This window comes from Streptomyces sp. NPDC002088 (assembly GCF_040296605.1).
Lineage (GTDB): Bacteria > Actinomycetota > Actinomycetes > Streptomycetales > Streptomycetaceae > Streptomyces.
Genome location: NZ_JBEOXO010000018.1, coordinates 88,522 through 111,463, shown reverse-complemented (window position 1 = coordinate 111,463; position 22,942 = coordinate 88,522). Strand labels below are relative to the sequence as shown.

General features: G+C 65.7%; 21 protein-coding genes. All 21 read right to left on the bottom strand.

The window, feature by feature from the left end; translation table 11 throughout:
- Nucleotides 1-3: 3 nt before the first annotated feature.
- Nucleotides 4-1,242: a hypothetical protein gene (locus tag ABT114_RS32085; protein ID WP_351146407.1), complete on the bottom strand. Its 1,239-nt coding sequence runs from the start codon at nt 1,240-1,242 to the stop codon at nt 4-6.
- 119 nt (nt 1,243-1,361) lie between these two features.
- Nucleotides 1,362-1,649, bottom strand: a complete 288-nt coding sequence (locus ABT114_RS32080) for a hypothetical protein (RefSeq protein ID WP_351146406.1) — start codon at nt 1,647-1,649, stop codon at nt 1,362-1,364.
- A 3-nt stretch (nt 1,650-1,652) separates the two neighbouring features.
- Nucleotides 1,653-2,087 (bottom strand): hypothetical protein, encoded by a 435-nt coding sequence (locus tag ABT114_RS32075; protein ID WP_351146405.1) that lies wholly within the window; start codon nt 2,085-2,087, stop codon nt 1,653-1,655.
- 21 nt (nt 2,088-2,108) lie between these two features.
- Nucleotides 2,109-3,329 carry a hypothetical protein gene (locus tag ABT114_RS32070; RefSeq protein WP_351146404.1) on the bottom strand — a complete coding sequence of 407 codons (1,221 nt, stop codon included), beginning with the start codon at nt 3,327-3,329 and terminating at the stop codon, nt 2,109-2,111.
- On the bottom strand, nt 3,329-5,311 hold the full coding sequence (locus ABT114_RS32065; protein ID WP_351146403.1) for a phage tail protein: 1,983 nt from the start codon (nt 5,309-5,311) through the stop codon (nt 3,329-3,331). Before ABT114_RS32065 ends, ABT114_RS32070 begins: the two co-directional genes overlap by 1 nt.
- Before the next feature lie 6 nt (nt 5,312-5,317).
- Complete coding sequence (locus ABT114_RS32060; protein WP_351146402.1) at nt 5,318-5,968, bottom strand: hypothetical protein; 651 nt, start codon at nt 5,966-5,968, stop codon at nt 5,318-5,320.
- Entirely contained in the window at nt 5,968-7,440 is a 1,473-nt protein-coding gene (locus ABT114_RS32055; RefSeq protein ID WP_351146401.1) for a baseplate J/gp47 family protein, read from the bottom strand. Before ABT114_RS32055 ends, ABT114_RS32060 begins: the two co-directional genes overlap by 1 nt.
- Entirely contained in the window at nt 7,433-7,852 is a 420-nt protein-coding gene (locus ABT114_RS32050; protein WP_351146400.1) for a GPW/gp25 family protein, read from the bottom strand. The genes ABT114_RS32055 and ABT114_RS32050 overlap by 8 nt, the downstream gene beginning before the upstream one ends.
- Nucleotides 7,853-8,077: 225 nt before the next feature.
- Nucleotides 8,078-11,686 carry a phage baseplate assembly protein V gene (locus ABT114_RS32045; RefSeq protein ID WP_351146399.1) on the bottom strand — a complete coding sequence of 1,203 codons (3,609 nt, stop codon included), beginning with the start codon at nt 11,684-11,686 and terminating at the stop codon, nt 8,078-8,080.
- The gene (locus ABT114_RS32040; protein ID WP_351146398.1) at nt 11,676-12,827 is read right to left on the bottom strand and encodes a phage late control D family protein; all 1,152 of its coding nucleotides are present in this window, start codon (nt 12,825-12,827) and stop codon (nt 11,676-11,678) included. The genes ABT114_RS32045 and ABT114_RS32040 overlap by 11 nt, the downstream gene beginning before the upstream one ends.
- The gene (locus ABT114_RS32035; RefSeq protein ID WP_351146397.1) at nt 12,820-13,092 is read right to left on the bottom strand and encodes a LysM peptidoglycan-binding domain-containing protein; all 273 of its coding nucleotides are present in this window, start codon (nt 13,090-13,092) and stop codon (nt 12,820-12,822) included. Before ABT114_RS32035 ends, ABT114_RS32040 begins: the two co-directional genes overlap by 8 nt.
- Nucleotides 13,089-13,817, bottom strand: coding sequence for a hypothetical protein (locus ABT114_RS32030; RefSeq protein ID WP_351146396.1), 729 nt, complete (start codon nt 13,815-13,817; stop codon nt 13,089-13,091). Before ABT114_RS32030 ends, ABT114_RS32035 begins: the two co-directional genes overlap by 4 nt.
- Before the next feature lie 94 nt (nt 13,818-13,911).
- Nucleotides 13,912-16,941, bottom strand: coding sequence for an NlpC/P60 family protein (locus ABT114_RS32025; RefSeq protein WP_351146395.1), 3,030 nt, complete (start codon nt 16,939-16,941; stop codon nt 13,912-13,914).
- 152 nt (nt 16,942-17,093) lie between these two features.
- Entirely contained in the window at nt 17,094-17,960 is an 867-nt protein-coding gene (locus tag ABT114_RS32020) for a T4 family baseplate hub assembly chaperone (protein ID WP_351146394.1), read from the bottom strand.
- Between the two features lie 36 nt (nt 17,961-17,996).
- Complete coding sequence (locus ABT114_RS32015) at nt 17,997-18,548, bottom strand: phage tail protein (protein WP_351146393.1); 552 nt, start codon at nt 18,546-18,548, stop codon at nt 17,997-17,999.
- Nucleotides 18,549-18,558: 10 nt separating this feature from the next.
- On the bottom strand, nt 18,559-20,103 hold the full coding sequence (locus ABT114_RS32010) for a phage tail sheath family protein (RefSeq protein ID WP_351146392.1): 1,545 nt from the start codon (nt 20,101-20,103) through the stop codon (nt 18,559-18,561).
- Nucleotides 20,104-20,155: 52 nt separating this feature from the next.
- A complete protein-coding gene (locus ABT114_RS32005; RefSeq protein WP_351146391.1) occupies nt 20,156-20,803 on the bottom strand; it encodes a hypothetical protein in 648 nt (215 codons plus the stop codon).
- Nucleotides 20,804-20,867: 64 nt separating this feature from the next.
- Entirely contained in the window at nt 20,868-21,386 is a 519-nt protein-coding gene (locus tag ABT114_RS32000; protein WP_351146390.1) for a hypothetical protein, read from the bottom strand.
- Nucleotides 21,386-22,201 carry a hypothetical protein gene (locus tag ABT114_RS31995; protein ID WP_351146389.1) on the bottom strand — a complete coding sequence of 272 codons (816 nt, stop codon included), beginning with the start codon at nt 22,199-22,201 and terminating at the stop codon, nt 21,386-21,388. The genes ABT114_RS32000 and ABT114_RS31995 overlap by 1 nt, the downstream gene beginning before the upstream one ends.
- A gap of 13 nt (nt 22,202-22,214) precedes the next feature.
- Complete coding sequence (locus ABT114_RS31990) at nt 22,215-22,634, bottom strand: phage tail fiber protein (RefSeq protein WP_351146388.1); 420 nt, start codon at nt 22,632-22,634, stop codon at nt 22,215-22,217.
- Nucleotides 22,634-22,933 (bottom strand): hypothetical protein, encoded by a 300-nt coding sequence (locus ABT114_RS31985; protein WP_351146387.1) that lies wholly within the window; start codon nt 22,931-22,933, stop codon nt 22,634-22,636. The genes ABT114_RS31990 and ABT114_RS31985 overlap by 1 nt, the downstream gene beginning before the upstream one ends.
- Nucleotides 22,934-22,942: the final 9 nt, after the last annotated feature.

The following is a 22,942-nucleotide window of genomic DNA, read 5'->3' as shown; positions in this document are numbered from 1 at the left end:
TGCTCACTCCGCGTCCAGTTCGAGGCCCTTCTCCTCGATCTCGGCCCGGGTCAGTTGGACGACCTTCGATCCGGCCGGGACCCGGCCACGGCCGCGACGGGTGTAGTTGCCCTCGTCGTCGACCAGGAACGCGAACGTCTTGGACTCGTCACGCGGCCGTCCACGGCGCCGACGGCTGGCGGGCGGCTCCTCCTGGTCGTCGTCCTGCTCCTCGGCCGCCTCCAGCACCTCGGGGGACTTCTGCTTCTGCTCGCCGGTCTGCGGCAGGGTATGAAGCGCCTTGCGCAGCAGTTCGGTCAGCGGTCGCTCGCGCACGTCAGCCTGGTTGATGGCGGCGTTGCGCTCGTCCTCCAGACGCAGGACGTTGTAGGCACCCTCCAAAGCGGCACGTACCAGCAGCACGTCGATCTGCTCGTCCGGGACAGGGTCGGCGGCCTTCTCGCGCTGCACCCGCTGCGCTGCGCTGTTGACCTCCTGCTGGAGTTCCTCGGCCTCCTTCTGCTCCCGGATGTCCTGCTCGACCGAGGGCTCTTCGGTCTGCTCGGGCTCGGGCTGCGCCTTGCGGCCACGGCGACGCGGCTTGGGATCGGGCTCCGGCTCGGGCTCCGGCACCTCATCAGTCAGCGGCTGCTCCTCCGGCACGACCTCCTCCGGCTCCGCGCGACGGCCACGACGACGGCCACGGCGGGGCTCCGGCTCAGGTTCCGGCTCGGGCTCGGGCTCGGGCTGAGGCTCCTCGGCGGCCTGCGGGTCACCGAAGGAGATGTCGTCGAGTCCGGCCGTCAGGTCCTTCGCCTTGATCCCGGCCTGTTCGGCGGCGTCCAGGAGGAGTTCGGCCTGCTCGCTGCCCTCGTCGCCCCACAGGAGGACCAGGTGCACTTCGTCGCCGCGCTCCTTGGCCTCGCTGAGCAGGTCGATGACCTTGGCCGTGACGTTGGAGGCGTGCTCGACAACCTCGGCATCTCCGAGGATCTTCTCGACCGCGCGGCTGCGGGCGTTGTCGGCGACGGCGACGTAGGGGAGGTCGGCGTACTCGGTCCAGTCGAGCACGGCCTCCAGGCCGTCGGAGAGGTGCTCGCGGGTGATCGGGAGGATCAGAGTGATCTCGCGGTCGCTCGGGGCAGGGAAGCCGTCCGCGTCCTCCTCGCCGAAGCCCAGCCAGTCGTTCAGCAGGGCCTTGATGTTGTCGAGGTCGGTGTCGGCCGCTCCGGCGAAGGCAAGGGTGATGGGCTGGGTGCTCAAGTCTGCTCCAGGGTTGTGGTGTGCCACCTTGATCGGCGACGAGGAAGACGTTACTGGTTACGCCTTCTAAAAGCAAGAAATCCCCGCTTGTCTAGCGAGGATTTCAAGTGGCTTGACAATCAGGGCAGGTCGGGGACTCTGCGTCCGGTAGACGGATGCCTGCGGGGGAAGCGCAACGGGGTCGCCTCGACCACGCCGCCCCGGACCGGGATGTGCAGCAGGGCGACCACTCCGGCCGCTGCTGTAGCCGCCAGCCACGAGCCGGGCAGTCGCTGCGCTTCGTAGGCCAGGCCGACGACCGCGAGCGGCTGGAGGGCGGCTGGAAGCGCGAAGGGGAGCACGACGACCAGCCACTCCCAGGCGGTGAAGGTGGCGAAGGCGATCAGCAGCAGCCGGAACCAGTCCATGTCTCAGATCGCCTTCTTGGCGCTCTGCACGACCTGGCCGACGACCTCGGCCGCCTCCTCGTCCTTGACGGCGTCCTCGGCGACCCGGGCCTGCTCGTAGACCTCGGCGACCGGGACGCCGCCGATATGAAGGCCGCTCACCTTGTCGCGCACCAGAGCGTTCTGGAGCCAGGCGAACCAGGAGTACTTCTTCAGCAAGGAGTGGTAGAACGCGGTGCCGGACAGCCAGGCCAGGAGGCCAGCGACGAGGGCTGGGACGATGTAGCCCTTGGAGGGGTTCGCCTGGTAGACGGCCAGGGCGCCGGTTGCGATGGACAGGACCGCGTGCGCGGTGCCCTTGACGGTGGCGTTGGTCGAGGGTCGGGTCAGCAGCGCCACGACGGCGGGCAGGACCAGGCCGATGGCGAGGGATGCCGCGTCGGCATAGTTGGTGAACATGGTTTCCTTACGGGTTGGCTGTTACTGGGTCGGCAGTACGGCATATTGAGGGACGGACGAAGTGGTTCCCAAGGGAACATTCTCTTCGAGCAGCGTGCGGATCAGGTAACTGCGCTCGACGTAGTTCTCGTAGAAGTACGACCTGGCAAGGTTCGCGGTACCGCTGCTCTCCCAGAGGTAGTCCTCGCCCATCGAGCCGTCGAAGTAGTCACGGACGGAGCCGCCTTCCTCCACCAGCACGCCGTCCACCCAATAGATGCTGGGCTGCCCGGAGGGCATGGTGGTCCGCTCGACGCTGAACCCGACCCAGCACACGGACGCCTTCGCGTCGAAGGTGACGGAGACCGTTCTCCAGCGCGGATTGGTGGCGTCCTGGGGGGCGTCCTTGTACCAGGTCCGGTACTTCATGGTGGTGCTGGTGCTGCTGGACCACGGGTACACGCTCCCGCAGGACTGCGCGATGGCGATGCGGGCGCTCAAGGTGTAGCGGCGCCCAGGTATGAGGCCGCGCGCCGCGAAGTTGAATCCGGCGTTCGCGGTGGGGTTGGAAGGAACGGTGACCTTGAGGCTCTGCGTACCTCTCCACCAGGTCGAGGAGTCCGCTTCGAGGGTCGCACCGTTGAGTGCCGAGGTACCCGTAATCCCGCTCTCGAAGTTCGGGTTGTCCGCGTAGTTCAGCCGCGTCGGCTTGACCACGACGCGGAGTTCCCTGGCGTTCTGGTAGGCACTCGGGCCGGTCGCCCCCAGGGGCAGCGGTTCGAACTGCACCGCGTCCAGGATCTGATGCTTGTTCGCCGACATGCTCGCGAACTTGAAGCCCACGGCCGCGTACGCCGCGCGTTTCCAGGCGTAACCGCCGCCGGAGACCGGGTAGTCGACTGGGCCGGTGATCGCGGTGTACGGGCGGCTGTATGAGCCTGAGACAGCCGACTTGAGGGACCCCGATGTGATCCCGATCCACGCCTTGGCCGGGTCGACGCCCTGGTAGGGGTAGTGGGAGAAGTCCTTGAAGGCGGCAGCCGGGGCCTTCACTCCGGCCGCGAGGGTGCCGTGGACAGTGAACTGCCCGGCCAGCGGGGCCAGCGGCTTGGGGCGCGGGACCGTGATGACGAGGCCGCCGTCGATGGTGACCTGTCCGGCCAGCTCCGGCCGGTGCACGCGGTACGTCCGCGCGTCGATGGTGCCGCTGACAGCGAACCGGTTGAAGAACTCCGTGGTGTCGCTGAAGGTCAAGTTAGGCATCAGGCGACCGCCATTCCAACGCGGGTGGCAGTGCTGAAGGTCGAGTTGCTGAGTGTGAGCACCTGGGTTCCGTTTCGGTACACCGTGATGTTGCTCCCGGAGTACTCGACCGTGATCCGGTCACCGTCCAGGAACGTCTGCGAGTAGCTGTAGGTGGCGACCCAGGAACCGGACTCGACGCGGTGCAGTCCCGTTCGGGAGGCCCGCCAGTAGTTGCTGGAGTCCTGGAGCCGGAAGACGACGGCCTGGTTGAGGGCGCCGCTCGGGCGGGTGAGGAAGGTAGCCGACACCGTGCCGTCCGCATGCCCGGGGGTGGTGGCGATGGACGCCGTGGCGCCGACCGGGTAGGCGCAGCCGCCCCCGTAGCCGCCGGAGGTCCACTGACCGACCGTCTCTGTCCAGGAGGCCGCCCCGAGGTCCGAGGTGCGGGCCGTCCAGTCGCTCCAGCCCTGGGTGAAGGAGTCGAGCACGGTGTAGGCGGGCAGGGCATCGCTGTACAGGGAGGTGATCAGGGCTCCGTGGGCGTCGTAGTACTCGACGAACGGGTACACGTTCACCTGCTCGCCGGAGTAGGCCTGCGCGTAGCCGGACAGGCACATCTGCACGCGCTCGTCGTAACCGAGCGGCGTCCACTGCGTGTTCGCGGTCGGAGTGTCCGGCGGGGTGACGTTGAGGCTCGCGGTCAGTGCCTGGTAGACGCGGCCGTGATAGATGACCATGTCGCCGGGCTGGTAGTAGACGTCGTCGTCCCAGGCCTGCCAGGTGTAGGGCAGCGGGATGCCGTAGAGGACCGGCTGCTGGGGGTCCATCGATGACTGGCCGGAAACACGGCCGACGGAGCGCACGCCCATGGTGGCGACCACACCGCCGGAGTTGGTGTTGCGCACCCACAGCGCGTTGCCCGCCTTGTCATCGGGGTTGGTCGGGTTCTGCACGCCGATGCCGACGAGGACGCCGCCCGTGCCCGGGGTGACGCCCGTGGTGAAGGAGACCTGCTCCCACCCGGCGACGAGCCCGTTGGCGTCCACCAGCGTGGAGTCCGTGCCGTACTGCACGACCGTCCAGTAGCTGTTGGAGGTGGCCGTGCCCGTCGGGGCCTGTGAAGCGCCGTACGCGCCGCTGCTGCCCGCCTTGTAGAGGTAGGCGCCGAACCCGACGCTGTCCCCGGCCGCGTAGTTCACGCCCGCGTCCCACTGAGGGAAGGACGGGTGGTCGAAGTCGGCCTGGTCGTCGGACAGCATGAGGTTGTAGCCGATGCGCAGGTCCGCGTCGTAGCCGGTCGTTTCGGAGATGATGGAACGGATCTGCTCCAGGGTGCCCTTCTGGCGGCCAAGGGTGGCCGCGTCCCGCACCCGCTGCCGGAAGAGGTAAGCCGGGGTGGACGCCTCGTACTGGACGCCGAACTGCGTGGCCAACTGGGCGATGTTGTCGAAGCGGGTGCGCATCGCGTCGTTGGTGTAGCGGTTGGAGTCGTAGTAGGACTTCACCATGTCGAACCCGAACGCGAAGATCGACAGGAACGGCCGCAGGTATGGGTTGAGCGTGTTCGAGTCGTCGGAGACGATGTTGCCTGCCGCGACGTCGACCTTGTAGTGCTCGGGCAGGAGCGAGTACAGCAGGTCGGTATATCCGTTGTCCTTGGGCATCAGGCAGGCGACGGTGCCCGCTCGGGACCACTGGCCGGACGCCTGGATGAAGATGGTGTAGTACTGCCAGTGGCCGCCAGTTACGTCCTTGTCCACGAACGACGTGGCCTTGTGGGTCTGGTTGAGCAGGATCTCGCCGTCGTTCTCATTGACTGCCCAGCCGTACCGGTTGCGCAGCAGTCGCAGCGTGTCCCACGAACCGGCCGGGGCCGTCCAGTCCAGCAGCACGGTGGAGTAGTCGGCGGGCGTGGCTGTGAACGGGCTGACGTCGAACTCGGCGCGGATGTCCGTGCCGTACTTCGCGAGCCCGTATTTGGAGACGCCGTAGGTACCCATGCCGGATCACAGCTCCCGGAGCATGGAGACGGCGAAGTTGATCTCGTCGAGGGTGTAGGTCTTGCCGCCGTAGGGGTTGCGCTCGATCATCTCGATCTTCTTGCCTGCGGCGACCGGGCCCTGCCAGAACACGGTGGTGTGGCTGTAGCCGTTGAAGTTGTGCGTCACCGTGTGGCAGACAGCGCGCTTACCTCCGACCGCGATGCCCAGCCAGCGCTCGGGGTCTTCTTGCAGGATGCTGCCTCGGCAGTACGCGGAGGCGATCCACCAGCCGGTGCGGTTCGTCGTCACCGAGCCGCTGCCGTTGAAGATGCCTTCGGGGTCATTAACGAGGGGCGGTCTCGCGAAGGGGATCGTGACCCGTTCGGCGACACCGGAGACCGGCGTCTTCGGAGGCCTGAGGGTGTGTGACGTCTTGGTCATGTAGCAGACCGGTATGCCCTTGCCGCGCTGGATCGCGTCCAGCCGCGCGGCCACGGAGGCCCACCTGTTCGTCATCATCTTGAGCGCGGTGTCCTGGTGCGGGTTGACGCCCAGGGTCTGCTGAAGCGCCAGGACCTCGTCCTGGAGGTTGTTCACGTGGCTGGCGTCGATGTCCTCAACGAGGTTCTTGTGCGTGGTGAAGGACTTGTACTGCTTGGGGTAGACAGCGGCCATCAGCCGATACCTCCGGTCATGGTGATGTTGGTGATGTCGCCGACCGTGGGGATCTCCCACGCGCGCATGACGATGTCGGCGGTACCGGTCTGGGCTGCGTCGGCTCGGGCGATCATCGGGATGTCGACGTACCGGACGCCGTCCACCGCGAGGAGCGTCTTGTAGAAGTCGGAGAGGGTCAGCCGCATGCCGAAGTCGACGTTGGCGAAGGACAGCATGGTCTTCAGGGCCTGCTGCACGTCGTACAGGACGGCGGCGCGGGAGTAGCGGGGCCAGCACTCGATGGAGATCTTTGCACTGGACTTGCCGACGTTCAGACGGACCACGGTCGGGCCGGACACGGTGACCGTGGTGCCCGCCAGTGCCTTGGCCTGGAGGGTGCTCTGCACGTTCTGGAGCGTCGTGGTGCTGGGCGTTCCCCCGTCGGATCCGATGACGAACACCGAGATGCTCGTGTAGGTCGACGCCACGGCCTTCGCCCGGACGATGCCAGGAATGATCAGCGCCAGGTCGGAGAAGTCGGCCAGCGTGACGCACCGGTCCTGGGTGCGGAAGATGCGCGGGGCGTTCGCCCGGATCTGGTCGTTGGTCTCCGGGTCCGCGCCGCCGGACATGGCCGACGAGATCGCGGTGCCGTCGCTGTCCTGGGCGACGGTGACTCCGGGCAGGGCAGCGTCGGCGATGGCGTTGACGACGCCCGCGTTGACGTTGCCGACCACTCCCCCGCCCACACGGTAAGTGGCGTAGAGGGTGAGGTTCGTGGTCGGGATGGCGCCGTTGATGTTGTCACCGAAGCGGACCCACGCAGCGCCGGAGTCGTCCAGGAAGGTGGTGAACACCTTGTCCGTCGGGTCGGCGTCTACTAGGTAGTCGATGTACGTCCACTCCGTGAGGGTGGTGACGTCGTCCACGAGGACCCTCACCGTGCCGCCGATGACCGGTACGTCGGGAAGCCGGAACTCCTGCACGGGCAGCCCCGAGCTGGTGCCGAAGTTGACCTGGGTCCGGGTGACGCCCTGGGTGACCGAGACGGTCGCGGTGCCGCCGTTGAGGGGCACGGTGACGTCCTGGTCGGTCTCGTACGTGACCGGGGAGTCGATGGACTCGATGTAGTCGGTGACGACCTGGGTGCCCGCAGGCACGGTGACCGCCGGACCCGGGTTGGACGTCTGGAAGGTGACCGTGCCGGAGGCCGGAACGCCGTTGCTGGGAACGTAGCCGAGCAGGTCAGCGATCTGGAGCAGGGACAGCCGCTGCGTCGCAGTGGGCAGGAAGGCCTCCTGCTGGAGCCGGTCGCCGTAGTAGGAGAGGCTGTCGCCAAGGTAGGCGAACAGCTCGACCAGGACCACGCCGAAGTCGCCCTCGGAAGAGGGCACCCACTGGGGGAACGCGCGGGCGGCGTAGTCCAGCAGGGAGGCCTTGAAGCCCTCGTAGTCCCGGCTGGTGTAGTCGATAGCGGGAACGTCAGCCACTGATGACCTCGCTTACGGTGCCGCCGACGCGGACCACGGCCGTGTTGGCCTGAAGGGCCAGGCTGGACGGTGTAGCCCCGTCCTCACGGCGGATGTAGTCGACCTCGATGCGTGCGAGGGACTGCTGTCCGGCGTCTGGGATGGGGATGGCCTGCTGGAGAACCACGCCAGGCTCGTAGGCGCTGAATGCCGTTGTCACAGCACGGCTAATTTCCTGAGCGACGAAACTCGCGTCAGGGTCGAACAGCAGATCAGCCACGGGAACCCCGTAATCCGGGAGCATGACCCGCTCCCCCGGCTGCGTGCCGATGAGCGCCTTTACATGCTGGGCGATCTGCCTGTCCGGATTCGTCTCGACGGCGATAGTCCCGTCGGACGCAAGGCGGAATGGATAAGCAATCTCGGTAGGCATAGCTGCATTGTCTCAGGAGCGCAGCTATGCCTACCAATTCCCCCTGTCAGGCGGCCGGGACGATGTCCGTTATGGCGTTGCCGCACTTCCCGCATACGGCCCGGTATATCGGCTCCGTGCTGTTGGGATACATGTCCACTGTGTACGAGATACCCTCGACGGGGCATCCTTCCGTACGACAGGTCACAACCATCTTGACCGGCTGGGCTTCTTCCTCATCCACCGTTAACTCGCAATCACTATGTAGTCGACTCCAGTTGTGGTGGTGTTGGTGCGGGTAACCCAGATGGTTACCGAATCCGTGGTGACTCCTGTGCAGCCGACTCCCGTGACGGATGTTCCGGGCACTACGGTCGACGGGGTGGCAACCGCCCGTGGGCTGGATCCGACAAGTCCCAGCCCAGTTACGGTTACCGACGTAGGGTCGTTAGCGGCATTAGGGGTAATGTTAACGCGTCCGGTAGCAATGTTGCTGGCGACGAGGATTCCCTCTACCGATACCGCATCACTGGAGAGAATGGTCTCCGTCCCCGCGCCATTGTTCGTATATCCCTGGTAGAAGAATGGGACGTTTGTGGCACCGGATGCGGCTGGGGGGACGATGCTCAGGGACCTGCTCGACGCCGCGCCGTCCACCAGGATGGTGCCGGGATCATCGCTGGCCGTCTGGGCGTAGAAGTGCACAATGGCCATGCCATCAGCGTTATCGGACTTTAGTTCAACTCGGCCGCCCGACGCGGCGCTGCGGATGGTCGCACCGGTGATCGTGGACGTACCGGTGATCGTGACACCAGTGATCGTCTTGCCGTTGATCGCGTTGGCATCGAGTTTGTCGGCGGTGATGGACCCAGCGACCACCAGCGCACTGTCCACGGCCTTGCGCATCTTGACGTTGGTGACACACCAGAACCCGGCGGCCGTCGTCGGTGTCGTCTGTACTGAACCGATCCCGAAGGTTGCGAGGTACTTCCCTGCCGGGATCGTGATCTGCCCGCTGATCTTGGTCCAGGTCGTTGCGCTTGCTGGCGTTGTGGTGCCTACGGACGGCCAGGAGGCGTTGCTGCCTGCGGCGTCCCAAGTCGTGAGGAAGAACCGCAGGTTGGCGTTGGAGGTGCTGGAGGCTACGACCCACGCCTCCACGTAGTACGTCTCCCCTGGGGTCACCGCCATGCCGGTTGTCGTGGTGGCGGTGTGCTTCCAGGTGAGGTCGGTGTTGGCGCTGGTCTGGTTGGTCAACTTGGCGACCCACGGTGCCGGGGATCCCGTCGGCACGGTGGAGTCGCTGGAGGCTGTCCGTACAACGTTGGTGTTCCAGTTCCATGCGCTGCTGTTCTGGTTGAAGGACGGGTCCAGGAGGATGTTTGACGTGTCACCGATCACGATCTTGTCGGCTGTGATCGTGCGTGCTGCCACCTGGGTGGCCGTGATCGCTCCGTCCTGGATGTTGACTGTTCCTACGCTGCCGGTCTCGACGACCTCGATGGTGAAGAGGCCGACTTCCTGAGTGCCCGTTCCTCCGTTGTAGTTGAGGAACATGATCGGGCTGATGTAGCGGACGTCGGCGTGCATGACACCCGGCGACAGCGGGCTGGTGTTCGGGCCTGCCGAGCCGAGCGCACCTGTGGCGGCCCGTCCTTTCACGTAACCCGTGAAGCGCGTCCATCCGCCGCCGGTCGTGAGCGCGGAGTTGGAGGCCCCGACGTATACGTGCGACGACACGGACGCCAGGCCGCTGCGGTTGACTGCGGTTGTGCCGTCCGCAGCCCAGCCCATCAGCCCGACGTAGACACCCTGGTTGGTACCTGCGGTGGAGTTGTCGGCGGTCTGCCGTACGACGGCAGAGACCCGGTACAGCACGCCTGCATCGAAGGGGATCTTCACGTCCGGCCGGTACAGGGAACCTGTGGCGCCGACGGCGCGCATGATGGAGCCGCCTGTGTGCGCGTCGGTCACCCCTACCGAGGTGGGCGTGACACCCGACGTGGTCCACTTCGTGGCCTCGGTCATGGTGTCGTAGAACTTCTGGTTGACGCTGCCCGAGATGCCTACCGTCAGCCGGTCGGTAGTGATCGTCCCGGCGGTGATCTTCGAGGCGTCCACCGTGCCGGTGAGGATCGAGCCGCCGTTGATCGTGGTGGTCGTCGGGATCTGGGTGTTGTTCAACTGGCTTGCCGGGACGCTCACGCTCGCACCGATGGCGCCGGTGACCGTCGTGGCGCTGGAAGCAGTGGTTGCCGTCGTAGCGGACGTGGCCGTGGTTGCTGTCGCGGCAGTGGTCGCCGTCGCGGCCGTCGTTGCGCTGGCCACCGTGCCGGACACGTTGGCGCCGGACACCACCAGGCTGGTTGCGTCGATCTGGGATGCCGTGACCTTTCCGACGGTGATCTTGGACGCGTCGATGCTGGCGATGACACCGCTCGACGCCGTGATCGTCCCGGCCGCAATCTCGTTGGCCGTGACCGTCCCGGTGGCTATCTCGCGGGCGGTGATCGTGTCCGCCTGGAGCAGCGCACCCGTCAGAGATCCGGCCAGGATCTGCGTCGCGGTGAGCGTGCCGGAGGTGATCTTCGCGGCGTCGAGGGATCCGGTGGCGATGCGCGCGGCATCGAGAGATCCGGTGGTGATCTTGCCCGCGTCGAGGTTCGCGATCTTGGCGTTGTTGATCGCGGCATCGGCTATCTGCGCGGTACCGATCGCCGCGTTGATGATCTTCGCCGCGCCGATGGTGGCGTCGGCTATCTGCGCGCCGGTGACGGCGTTGTTGGCGATGTTCGTGGTGCCGACCGCGAGCGCGGCTAGCTTCCCGGCTTCGATCGCACTGTTGGCCACAGCGGTGGCGGTGACCGCACCGGCGGCCAGCTTGGTGGAGTCGACGGCGCCCGTAGCGATCTTGGCAGCGGTGAGCGCGCCGTCGAGGATGTCGGCGTTGTACGCCTGCTTGGCGGTCGCGGACGCGCTGGCCGAAGCGGCCGAGGGTATGCCGACCTTCGAGTACGCGATCAGCCGGTAGTAGTAGGCGTTGGCGTAGTTCTGGATCGAGTCGTAGACGAAGTCGGCCCCGCGCAGGGTCGCCACGGTGACCGGGCTGGCGAACGCGGACGTCGTGTCCCGCTGCACCTGCACGTGGTCGACGATCAGCGGCATGGCTGCGCCCGTGCTGTCCAGCCCGTTCCAGGTAACGCGGACACCGCCCAGCACACCGAGCGCCACAGGGGTTGAGGGCGTCGGCGGTGGGGTCGTGGACGAGGCCGTAGTGATGTTGGCCTGCGCCCACAGGGAGGCGTTGTTACTGGTGTCGACGGTCTGGACGCGGACGTAGAGAGTCCGCCCGGTATGAAGCGTGTCGAAGACGAGGTAGGTGTCTCCGGTGGTCCCCCCACCGCTCCAGGTCTCGCCGTCGTACGAGGCCTGCACCATGTAGTGGGACAGGTCCGTGAGGGTCGAGCCGTCCTGGTTCTCCGTCGGAGGGGTCCAGTAGGCGGTGACGCTGCTCTGTGTGGTGCCGTCGTCCGTGACGTAGATCGTGGTCGTCAGGGTGAGGCCGGTCGGCTCCTTGGGCGGCTGCGTGTCGATGCTCGCCGCGAAGTCGTCCTGGGCCTGCTTGATGCCCAGCGGGCTGTACACCGGCTTGGTGATGTCTCCGCCGGAGAATTGCACCCAGACCGTCTGACCGACCGGCGGGATTGTGTTGGTCGGTGATGCAGGAACAGCCCAGGCGCTCTCTGCGTTTCCGAGGATCTGAGGAATGAGGAGGGTTACCCGTGCCTCATTCAGCGGATCCTGATTGTTTGCCACGCTCGCCTGATAAAGACCCAGCACGAGATCAGCCGACATTGACGTCCTCCAGAAGGCTCGACTCCCAGAACTGCTTGTTCCTCAAGACAGCCGGGACCGTGTCGAACTTGAAACGCTTATTAGCGTCACTTTGAAATGTTACGGCGTAGGGCTGGTCTCTTTCTGCATCCACAGTTGTGGTGAAGAGCAGCCCGGTATTTCCCGTGGCCCGGTTGATGACGTGTTTGGTATTGGTCACCAGCCAGCGGCCTGTGTTCTCCGAGGAAACGGACTTTCCTGCGAGGCCGACCAGTGTTCCTGGAAATACCTTCGCCGTCCCGTACAGAGTTGCCTGCATAGTGATCCAGCCACGGGAAGCCAGCGTCCGCGCCTCCATAAGCGCCTGCGCGTCGGCGTAGTTGTCCACGGCGCGGGTCGTGGTGATGGAATTCAGGAACGTCGTGGTTCCGGTATCAGCGGCCGAGGACGCCTTGATGACCTTTCCGGTCTTCGCATCCAATCCGGAAACCACGGAGGTGCCGGTCGTCCCGTTCTCCCGGGGAATCATCGTGCCGGTGAGGATCGAGAGGTCCTGAAGAGTGTCGAAAACTCCGGCCGTCTGGTTCTTGGAGAACACCGGGATGTCCTGGACCTTCTGCCCGAGGAGCAGAATTCGCGGGTCCAGGAAGTACAGCGTGGTGCCCTCTACCCAGAAACGGAATCCGGTCTCGGAAGCGAGGTCGTTGACCAGTTTGAAATCGCTCTGGCCGGTCTGCGCCCAGTAGGTCAGGCGCCGCGCCGACGGGGAGATGACGGTGCGCAGACCGTTCTCCCGTCCCACCTGCCGCACGATCGAGGTCGGCGAGACGTTCTTCCACGACCGGGTGCGCTGGGTGTTCATGGGCAGCGATGTGCTGATGCAGATGTAGCGCACGACGACATTGCGGCTGCCGGAGGAGGCGAGCGCGCTGGAGTGGTGCACGTAGCCGTACCAGCGCACCAGGTCGTTCGGGGAGCGGCCGTAGTCGAGCACGACGGGAGTCAGCTCGGTGTAGGCCTTCTTGGAGGTTGGTGGCGTGGAGACGTCGATGATGGCCATCGAGTGCGTCCCGTAGCCTTCGCGGACCTCCACCCGCGAGACGTACGAGGTGACCTTGTCTGTGCCGATCGTCAGCCGGGTGACGGGGGTCCGCTCAGACACTGGGGATCCTGATGATCTGGCCCGGAGTCAGGACGGACCAGTCCAGGACCTCGGGGTTGGCGTCGGCGATGTGCCACCAGAGGCGGGCGTCACCGTAGAACTGCACGGCGAGCAGGTCGATGCGGTCGGCCGAGGTCAACTGGTGGTACGTGAAGTTGAACGACCACTCGCGCTGCTGGCCGGGTACGACGGTGAGGTTCGTGCCACGGCCGGAGGAGACGAGGGCCAGCGTGGAGTCCGCGTAACGGGAGTTGGAGGAGATCACCGGCCAGCCACCCCGTTCTTGCCCAACTGCTCCGAGGTCGACAGCGGGTCGCCCCAGTTCGCAACGCGGGGACCGATGATCGGCGCGTACTTGTTGCCGCCTGTCGGAGTCGGCAGCAGGGTGACGGTGATGTCGACCTGGCAGCGCGTGGGGATCATGGACTGGGTCCAGTGCGTGTACTGGACGTTGAGGCTCTGGATGATCCCGTAGTAGGACAGCGTCGAGCCGATCACCACGAACACCGGGTTGCTGAGCATCGGGCCTGCTGGGCCTGTGGAGAAGTTGCCCTTCTGCCAGGCCTTTTCCGAGGACGCGGTGGCGTCCGTACCGTCGCCCTCGATGACGACCGGGGCAGCAACACCCGTGATCTTGTAGAGGGACAGGACGTCGTAGGCCACGCCGAACTGCGGCACCCAGAGGAGGGCGTCGCCGTACAACTTCGAGGAGTCCCACATCTCATAGGTGCGGTCGAACAGCAGGCTGAAGTTCAGCGACTGCTGCAAGGGCATCAGGTAGGTGTCCTTGGTGACGTCGTTCGGGTTCTTCGAGTTCTCGTCGGCGAGGACATCCGAGTCGACGGAATGCGAAACGTTGAGGACGCTCGGGTTGTAGAGGAAGTTGCAGCGGTATCGCACGCCGCTGACCGCGTCCTTCTGGATGATGAAGCCGCGCGTCAACTTCTTTCCGCCCGCGCCCGATCCGCCGTTCCCTACCACCTTCTGCAAGAGCGGGATGCTGGTTATCCGGGAGTCGAACGGTCCGTTGTCTACGATCTTGCTGGCGGCCATTACACAGCCGCCCAGGTATGAAGTCGCATGGTCAGTTCCCTGCTGCGATGAGGTTGATTCGGTCGTCCTCGGCCAGGGCGGTCATGAACTGCTTGGCCGCGTCGCGGGCCGACTGCTGGTCCATCGAGCCCTGCACCTGGATCACGACGGAGCCGGAGTGGAACGCAAGGCTGGCTGAGCCGCCAGAGGTTCCGCCGAGCCCTCCGGCCAGCGGGGTGTTTCCTGCGAGCGCCTGGCGCACTGCCTCGGCCTGGTAGGCGGGAATGATCATCTCGCCCTTGTGGATACGCGCGGTCTGGTCGACGTCCACGTTCGTAGAACCGACCGCGTAGCCCTTGTACGAGCCGCCGTTCGCCATGGACTTGATGCCCGGGACGTTCGCCAGGGAGCCGTAGCGGGAGACCGCGTAGCGCGTACCGGCGATGATGTTGTCGACCGGGTTCCAGATGTCCTTGTGGCCCTTGAGCGAGTAGGCGTCGAAGGTCGGCTGGATGGTCTGCATAATGCCCTTGGAGGGCGTGCCGTTCTTCGCGTTCGAGTCCCACTTGTTGATGGCCTTCGGATTGCCGCCGGACTCGTGCATCGCGATGGTGTTGACGTACTTCTCGTTCTGCTTCGTGTCCTTGTGGATGAGCGTCAGAGCGCTCTTGATCCACTTGGCGAGATTGCCCTTGGGTGCGGTCCCGACGCTCGACGAGCCGCTGTCCGACTCGGACTTGTCCGTCTCGTCGCTCTTGGAGGTGCCGACGGTCGTGGCGAGCGCGGCCATGCCGGAGGCGAGGGCGTCCGCTTCCTCGACTGACCCGTACGCCCCGGTGTCACCGCCGAATCCCATGGTGGACAACCTCTCGGTGTCCGAACCGGCGGTCTCGGTGTCATCGCTGGAGGTGTCGCTGAGATTCCCGACCGAGCCGAGGATCCGCACCGCGTTGGTGAACTCTCCCGGCTTGAACGACCGGACGCGGACGTTGAGGCCAGTACGCGGCGCCTCGATGACCTTTCCACCGCCGATGCACATCACGACGTGGTGGGCCGGGTTGCCGTTGAACAGCAGGTCGCCCGCGCGGACTTCGCTGAGCTTGACCTTCTTACCGGCCTTCTGCTGCTGCGCGGCCGTACGGGGGATGCTCACGCCGATCTGCTTGAAGGAGTACTGGAGCAGGCCCGAGCAGTCGAAGCCCTTCGGCGACGTACCGCCCCAGACGTAGGGCACACCGAGGTACTTCATGGCGACCTTGATGACGGCAGCGGCCGTCTTGCCCGCGCCCTGCGTACCGGTGGCCTTCGCACCGGACTTGCCCTTGCCGCCCGTCGCGGCAGCAGCACCGCCGGACTCCCCAGCGCCGCCGAAGAAGTTGGTTCCGATACCCCAGGCAGCGCCAGCGACGCCACCCACCGCAGCGCCGATGCCGGTACCGATGACGGGGACGACCGAACCGATCGCGGCACCGGTCAGTGCGCCCGCGCCAGCGTCGACACCGACGTTGGCCCACTTCCGGCCCGTGTCGTTGTCGATCTTCTTGGTCAACTTGTGGCCGACGTAGCCGGTGGCGAGCGCACCCACGCCGAAAGCGCCTGCGGTACCCAGGGCCGCGCCGGACAGGCTCAGGGCCCCACTGCCAGCAACTCGTGCACCCGCACCGCCTGCCAGGCCGCTGAGCAGTCCGCCACCGCTACCGGCTCCGCCCATCATGCCGCCGAGGCGGCCGACCGAGGCGAGACCGCGCATCGTGCCGTAGGCGCCGATGGCCCCGCCGACACTGGAGCCGAGCAGGGAACCGGCGCCCCCGGTGAAGCCCATGACGGAGTTGGCGCCCGTGACGTCAAGGACCTTCTGGAGCGCGGTGGAGAACTTGTCCAGGTACTTCGTCGCGGTCTCCAGACCGCTGGTGAAGGAGTCGTTGATGTTGACGTCCTGGTTGCGCAGCGTCCCGGCCCGGGTCATCAGGGTGTTGGCCGACGAGCCGCCGATCCCCATCTTCTTGAGGGAGGACTGCGCGGAGTTCTTCGATTCCTGCGTCTTGCCGTTGTCGCGCTGGTTGGCGAGGCTGACGTAGGTGTTGGCGGTGCCGCCGTGGATCTGCGACAGCATCATGCCGCGCAGCTCACCCTTGACGAGTTCCAGTGTGTTCGAGTCCAGGCCCCAGGAGTTCAGGGACTGGTTCAGGCCGGAGGCCGGGTCGTTCAGGGTTGCCGACAACTGCGCCTGGGTCTTGACGTTCTTGAGCGCCGGGAACCGCGTGTAGATCTGCTGGGCTATCTGACGCGGGCTCTGCTTCTGCCCGCCCTTGATCGTCTGGATACCCATGCCGCGCATCGTGTTGTACGTGCGCGCACTCCATGCGGCGGCCGTGCCCTGGGCCCGCTGCGTCTCGGACATGCCCGGGTTGAGGTATCCCGAGGTGCCCTTCACGTAGTTCCACTGGGTGTTGAAGGAGGACGTCCCGCCGGACATGCCCTGCTGCGACATGGTCGCGTAGGCCGTGGCGGCGTCCTGGGTGGACTGCGCGGTGAAGTTGTTCTTGAACGCCTGGTCGCGCAGGGTGTGCCAGGACTTCGAGGAGTACTGGGCCGCCTGGTAGGCGGTGGTCTGCATCGTGACCTGGTCGGGCAGTTCCTTCTGCCCCCAGGAGACGACGCCGGACAGCCCGCTCTTGAGGGTGTACTGGCTGCGCTGGCCGCCGTTGTTGGTGGAGCCTCCACCGAGCCGGGGCGTGTTCGTACCGCCCGAGCCTCCGCTGCCGCCCGAGCCCTGCTGGCCGCCGTTGTTCGCGGACCCGCCACCCTGGTTGGTGCTGCCGGAGAAGCGGACCGAGCCGCCGTTGCTGGAGGAGGTCTGGCCGCCGGTGCGGCCCTGCGAGAAGTGGCTGCTGCCGTTCCAGACGTCGCCCAGCGCGAGGCCGACCGACCGGGACTGGGACATCTGCCCGACGCCGCCGGACACGCCCTTGAGACCCTTGTTCAGGTCGGTGATAGTGCGCGTCAGGGCAGAGATTGCCTCCTGGGCCTTGTTCCAGCCCAGGAGTTGTCCCTGCCCTGCTGCCGTACTCTGGTTAGCCATTGTCCGCCTCAGACATCCGCCTATTACGCTGCGCCATGAACCACTTCACCCAGTGCAGGCGCTCACGTACGGTCAACCGGCGAATTTCGCTGAGGCTCCAAGCCGGAGATAGCTCGACTAGTTGCTCGTATTCGAAGTACGTGTCGTGGTAGTTACAAGCCCTGAAACAGGTCCCCCGCAGTGATGAAGAGGGGGACCTCCTTTCCGCACGATTCGTGCGTGAACTTGACCTCATTGTACTGAGGGCCTGGCTGATTCTTCTCAATCGCATCCAGGATGGCCTTGCGGTCCAGGATGCCTAGAGAACGGGCGAACTCTGGATTTCCCGTGACGGCATTCTCACTGCCGTTGGACTCGACCACCGAAATGAGAACACGGGAGATCAGGAGAGTGTTCTGCTCGGAATCCGTGGCCCGCTCGACGACGGCGAGGATTGCCTCCTGGTCGGCCCCCACGGGAAGCCGGACGAAGGCCTTTCGGCCCCGGCGGAGTTCCACCTCGAAGACGCGCTCGGAGGGGTTCTCCATGCGCCGGATGGGGATCTCGTCGAGGGTGACGGCGAGACGGAACTCCTCGCTGCACCACGGGCAGGAGAACTGGTCCCACACGACCTCGTCGCCGTACGTCGCCCGCCGGATCTCCAGCAGGAGCATGTCCCGGTCACCGAGCAGGAGGTTGGACAGCAGAGCAGCGCTGGCCTTCTGGCCTCCGACGGAGACGGTGCCGCTCTGGAGCAGGGTGGTGATGAACTTGCCGACACCGCCAGAGCGCGCCTTCGTCAGGGCCTCCTCGTCGGCGCCGGTCAGTTCGCGGACCTCGGCGTCGTAGCGGGTGTCGGTGTAGTCGCTGCCCTGAACCAGACCTCCCGGCAGGCGGAAGTTGCCACCTGCCGGGAGTTCGATCTGGGGCTTGGCGACCTGTCCCTGGGCTTCGCTCAGCAGGGCCTGGATGGCAGCGTTGGATGCGCCCGGGTTGGAGAGGGGGTTGGTGAACCCCTCGGTATGAAGGTCGTTAGCCACTGGTATTGCTCCTAGTAGAGTCTCGGAATTCCGCTATTAGAAACTAACGGAAGACGAGCCGACACTGTTAGCCAACTTGAACTCGAATCCCTCGTGAGCGAGGGTCATCTGCTGAACGATGATCGCGTTGGCACCGGCGTCGAGGTCCGAGAAAGCAACCGCCGTCGGCCAGGCGTTGTAGACCCGGAATGCCGCCTTGGCGGGAGTGGTTCCGGAGGTGACCGGGTGGTCGAGCACCTTGATGTCGACCATGTGACGGAACTCGGATCCGGCCTTTCCGTTTCCGGTGCCCTGGATGACGGTGAACAACTGCCGCATCCAGTCCATCATGTGCGAATCTCCGACGGCCAACCCCTTGGAAAGGGTGATGGGTGCGAAGTCGGACTGCCCTGGCATCTTCTGGGTGGTCGTGTTCATTCCGCCCTCGCGGTACGGAATTACCTCGGTGGTGACGTTCAGGCCGGAAACCGACATGAATCCCATCCGAGCGAAACCCTTGATGTCCGGGTGCTGGATCTGCACCTGAAACTTGAAATTCCGCAAGGGATCGGTGGCGATGTGCCCAACAGTGGACGTAGTCGTGGCCATTTGTTACCTCTCAAGAAGTGGACGTGCTGTCGGTCGCCGACGACGAACCGCTGTACTGGCCGATCTCGATGACGATGAACTCGGCCGGGGTCTGGAGAGCGACACCGACCTGGATGTTGACGACACCGTTGGCCACCGATGCGGCGGTGTTGTTCGTCGAGTCGCAGGTGACGAAGTACGCCTCGTCCGGGGTGGTCCCGGCCAGCACGCTGGTCTGCATCAGGGTCAGCAGGTACTGGGAGATGACCGCGTTGATCTGGTCCCACAGGATCTGGTCGTTGGGCTCGAAGACCGCGAAGCGGGTGGCGTCGAGGAGCCCCTTCTTGATCAGCATCAGAGACCGGCGGATGGAGACGTACCGGTCGGGCATGCCCACGCTCAGGGTCCGGGCGCCGTAGATGACGAAGCCCGTGCCCGGCAGGGACTTGATGACGTTGATGCCCGCGACGTTCAGCGCGTCCTGGTCGTCGTTGGAGAACCGGAACTGCACGTCCAGCACACCCTTGAGGACGGTGTCGATGCCCGCCGGGGGCTTCTGCACGCCCCGGGAGGCGTCGGTGCGGCTGTACTGACCGAGCACCGCCCCGCCAGGCGGCAGCAGCCGGGCCGAGCCCGAAGCGCTGGTCGCCGGGTCGTTGACGATCAGCCACGGCCCGTAGACGGCCACGTACGAGGAATCGCGCAGCGCGGAACCTCCCGTGGACATCCCCTGGAGCGACAGCGCGTAGGAGTGGGCGTTGTCGGCGCTGGATGCCTTCTCTCCGTCCACGACGACGAAGACGCCGCCCTGACTTTCGGCCCACTCGATGACCGGGTTGAGGACGGTGGCGTCGGTGATGCCCGGGAGGTTGAGGACGAGGTTGTCCTCCACGATTTCCAGGCGCTCGGTGGCCTCCTCCAGGTCAATCGCAGCCACTCCGTCGGACCCGCCGGAAAGAGCGGTGCCCGTCTGGACGGCAGGGGCGTGGTCGGCGGCCCACGCGGTGGTGAGCAGCGACTCGACCTTGATGAACGCGGACCCGGTGACCGGGGAGTTGATCAGGGCCGTCGCGTTACGGGAATCGGCCGGGTCCAGGGAGACGTCGGTGAAGCGCTCCTTGAGGTAGGCCGCCGTCGAGCCGCCGACGTAGACGTACATGTCGAACCGGCCGCCGCCGGAGGCCGAGGCCGTGATGTCGATGTGGATGTCGTTGCCCCAGGTACCCGGAGAGATCGCGCTGATCTTGAGGGTGTCCTTGGGCGTCGTCTCGGTGTCATCCAGGGAGACGGATGCCGCGACCGCGTCGGAGGCTGCGGCGCGCACGATGTAGGCGGTGTTGCCGCCGTTGTTGAAGTACTGGTAGACGGCGAACGGGAGCAGGTCGGAGGTGTCGCCGAAGTCGCCGTAGGTGGCCACGTACTGGGACCAGGACGAGACCAGGGTCGGTGCCAGCGGGCCGCCCTTCTTGCAGGTGCCGACGAACGCGGCGACCGACGCGCCGGGGGTATCCACGGTCTGGCTGAGCGCGGTCAGCGACTCGCTTATGTAGACGCCGGGCCGCTTGTAGACAGTCATGTGATTCTCCTGGGTATGGGGAGTTCCTGGGGTTCGAAATCCGTGGTCCGGGTCATGGTCGGATTACGTGGTCCGTGAAGTATTCGAAGTCCAGCGCCACGCTCTGGGCCTGCACGTACGCATCGGCGACGGACGGCAGCATTTCGCTGGATACAGAGATCACGTATTCGCGGCGGAACAGCCGCTTTCCGTTCTCGTCGCGGGTGTCTGCCATCTCGGGTCCGCCGAGCAAATCCAGACGCCGGACGGTGCCGTCCTCGGGGATCTCCAGAAATCCGAAGCGCGCGGGAATCCGGTCCGGCTGGGCGAGGGCGGAAGCCAGGGCCACGTCGTGCCAGTAGGTGCGGGAGAAGACGAGGACGCGGTACCGCAGCTCGTAAGGGATCGGGTAGTCGACCAGGTACGGGGAGTCGGCGACGTCGTAGGACGTGGCGCCGTCCGCCCACCAGCCCTGCTTGCCCTCCGGGGCGTACGGCAGCCGGACAGGGCCTCGGTGTTCGCGCTCGTCGTCCTTCTCGATGCCCGCATGCTCGATGACGATCAGGGGGAAGGTCTGCTGCGCCAGCTCCACCTCGGGGACGCGGTAGCGCACCGGAACGGGTCGGCCGTCCGATGCGTTCGCGTCGATAACAGAGAGGCCCTGGAGTTTCGCCTTAACGGCGCGGTCCTCGTTGATGAGCCATGGCAAAGCGGGCCTCACGGGATCTCGAATAGCAGAAGTCTTCCGCCATTCAGGATCCCAAGAAAGCCGACGAAGTTTATAGTCAGACCGGCTGGGACCAGCGCGCGAACTGCGCGTCGTTGACCAGCTCGTCAGGATTCACCTGAACACATTCCACGCTGACGATGATGTCCCGGTTCTGAATCTGCCCGAGAACCGCAATCGACATGACCCGGAAAACCTTGTCGTCGTACACCACGCGGTCGGTGAGGTACTTCCGGTGGTCGATGTCCTGGTCCGAGAACCCCATCTTCCGCAGCGCGTCGAAGGAGGCTGTGATGGAGAGGTTGTCGACCGCGTACAGGCCCTGCGGGGTGTCCTGCGCACCGCCCTGGCTGTGGATGACGTGCAGAGCCGGGATCCGGTACGGGCCGATGAAGACCTTTCCCTGGCCCGTGCCCTCGTCGTACAGGTCGTCCCCGGAGGAGTCGGCGTGGGAGAAGCGGTAGTACTGCACCCGCTCCCCGACCTCGGCCTGCCGTCCGCGCAGGGTGGCCATGATGTCGGTGGTCTCGTAGTTGGCGTTGAACCGCCCGTACCGCTTCCAGTCCAGGCGACCCATCAGAAGCCCCATCCGCCGTACATCGGCGACGGCACACCGGACTCGTCGTCGTTCTGGTGACCCGGCCCGATCGGCGGCAGGATCCGCTCCGGCAGGGAGTGGTCGTCGTACTCGCGCTCGCGGAAGAGCGGCACGAGCCTTCCGGTGGTGCGCGAGACGCGGCGCAGGTTGGTGACCTCGATCGAGTACAGGCCGACGCCCATCTTTTCGCAGAGCGTCTTGTACCGGTCGTTGAGCATGCTGATCTGCGTCTGGATCTGCGCGAAGCGCTGGCCCCGGTCGACGGAAGTACCGTCGGCGGTCTGGACGTTGATGTCGGTGGCCGCGTCCGTGCTCAGTGCCCACATGGCCTCGATGGTGGCCAGCAGGACCACCATGACGTCCTCTTCCGGCGGGAGGTTGTGCACGTCGACGGGCACCTCGTCGTAGCGGATGAAACCGTGCTCGTCGCGGTAGCGGGTGGATATGGTGCGGCCCCGGTTGTGCTGGCCGAAGGCGTCGTGGATGTAGGTGTCCAGCTCGTCGTCGGCGAACAGGGAGTAGGAGTCGCCGGAGACGAGCAGCAGGGCGTCCAGCGGCAGCGCGCCGGTGAGGGTGAGGATGCCGTTGAGCGGGTCGAGGGCGTAGTCCTCGGGGGTATGAAGTTCCGTCTGGGTGGTGCCGGTGACGCGGATGGCTTCGACTCCGGTGACGTTGTTGGCGCTCAGTTCGTACTCGGCGACATCGCCCGTCCCCCGGATCGTGTCGCGGAACGGCGTGAGCCGGTCGCCCAGCTCGTTGCGTACGCGCTTCCGCAGATCGTCGAGAGTGGCCATTCCGCGACTCCTATCAGGCGTTCAGGGTGAGGGCGCCAGCAGCGATCTGAAGCGATTCGTTGGTGACGGCCTGGAGGGGGCTGTCGATCGGCCACACGTAGATGACCGATCCGCTCGTACCGGACGCCGTGGTGACGAGCGCGGCGAAGGCAGCGGCGTCGACCATGTCGGCGGTGAACGGACCGTAGAACAGCAGGGCGTTGTTGGCCGTGGTCATCGGTTCGCCGGACGGCGCCGTCCACACGACCTGCTGGCGCGCGTAGCCGGACGTCGTGATCTCCGGCAGGTTGGTCATGCTGATGACCTCGCCGTCCCCTGCGGGGTCGGACGTCAGCAGCGCAAGGTAGGACGAGCGCGCTGCGGTGTAGGCGACGGCGCGACCGGTGAGGAAGTCCAGGGCGTTACCGGCCCAGGTGGCATTGGGACCAGCCATCAGGCATCAACCTTCGTGAACAGGCGCAAGAAGTCGGACAGGTGCAGAGAGAAGTGCCGGATCGCCTTGCCGGGCGCGTGGCCGCCGTCGTCGGTGATGACGTGGGTGTCGTGCTCGTACGCCAGCAGGACGGAGTCCTCGCCCGCGTGCCCGATCCCGGCAGTGCCCGCCGGGTGGACTTCGACCACGGTCACCACGGAGCCGTTGGGAACGTGTCCCAGTCCGGCACCGTGGCCTTCAGCGTTCTCCAGCACGTACGTCGCGCCCTGCGCAGGAAGTTCGGGAGCGGAAGTAGTCATGGAAGGGGT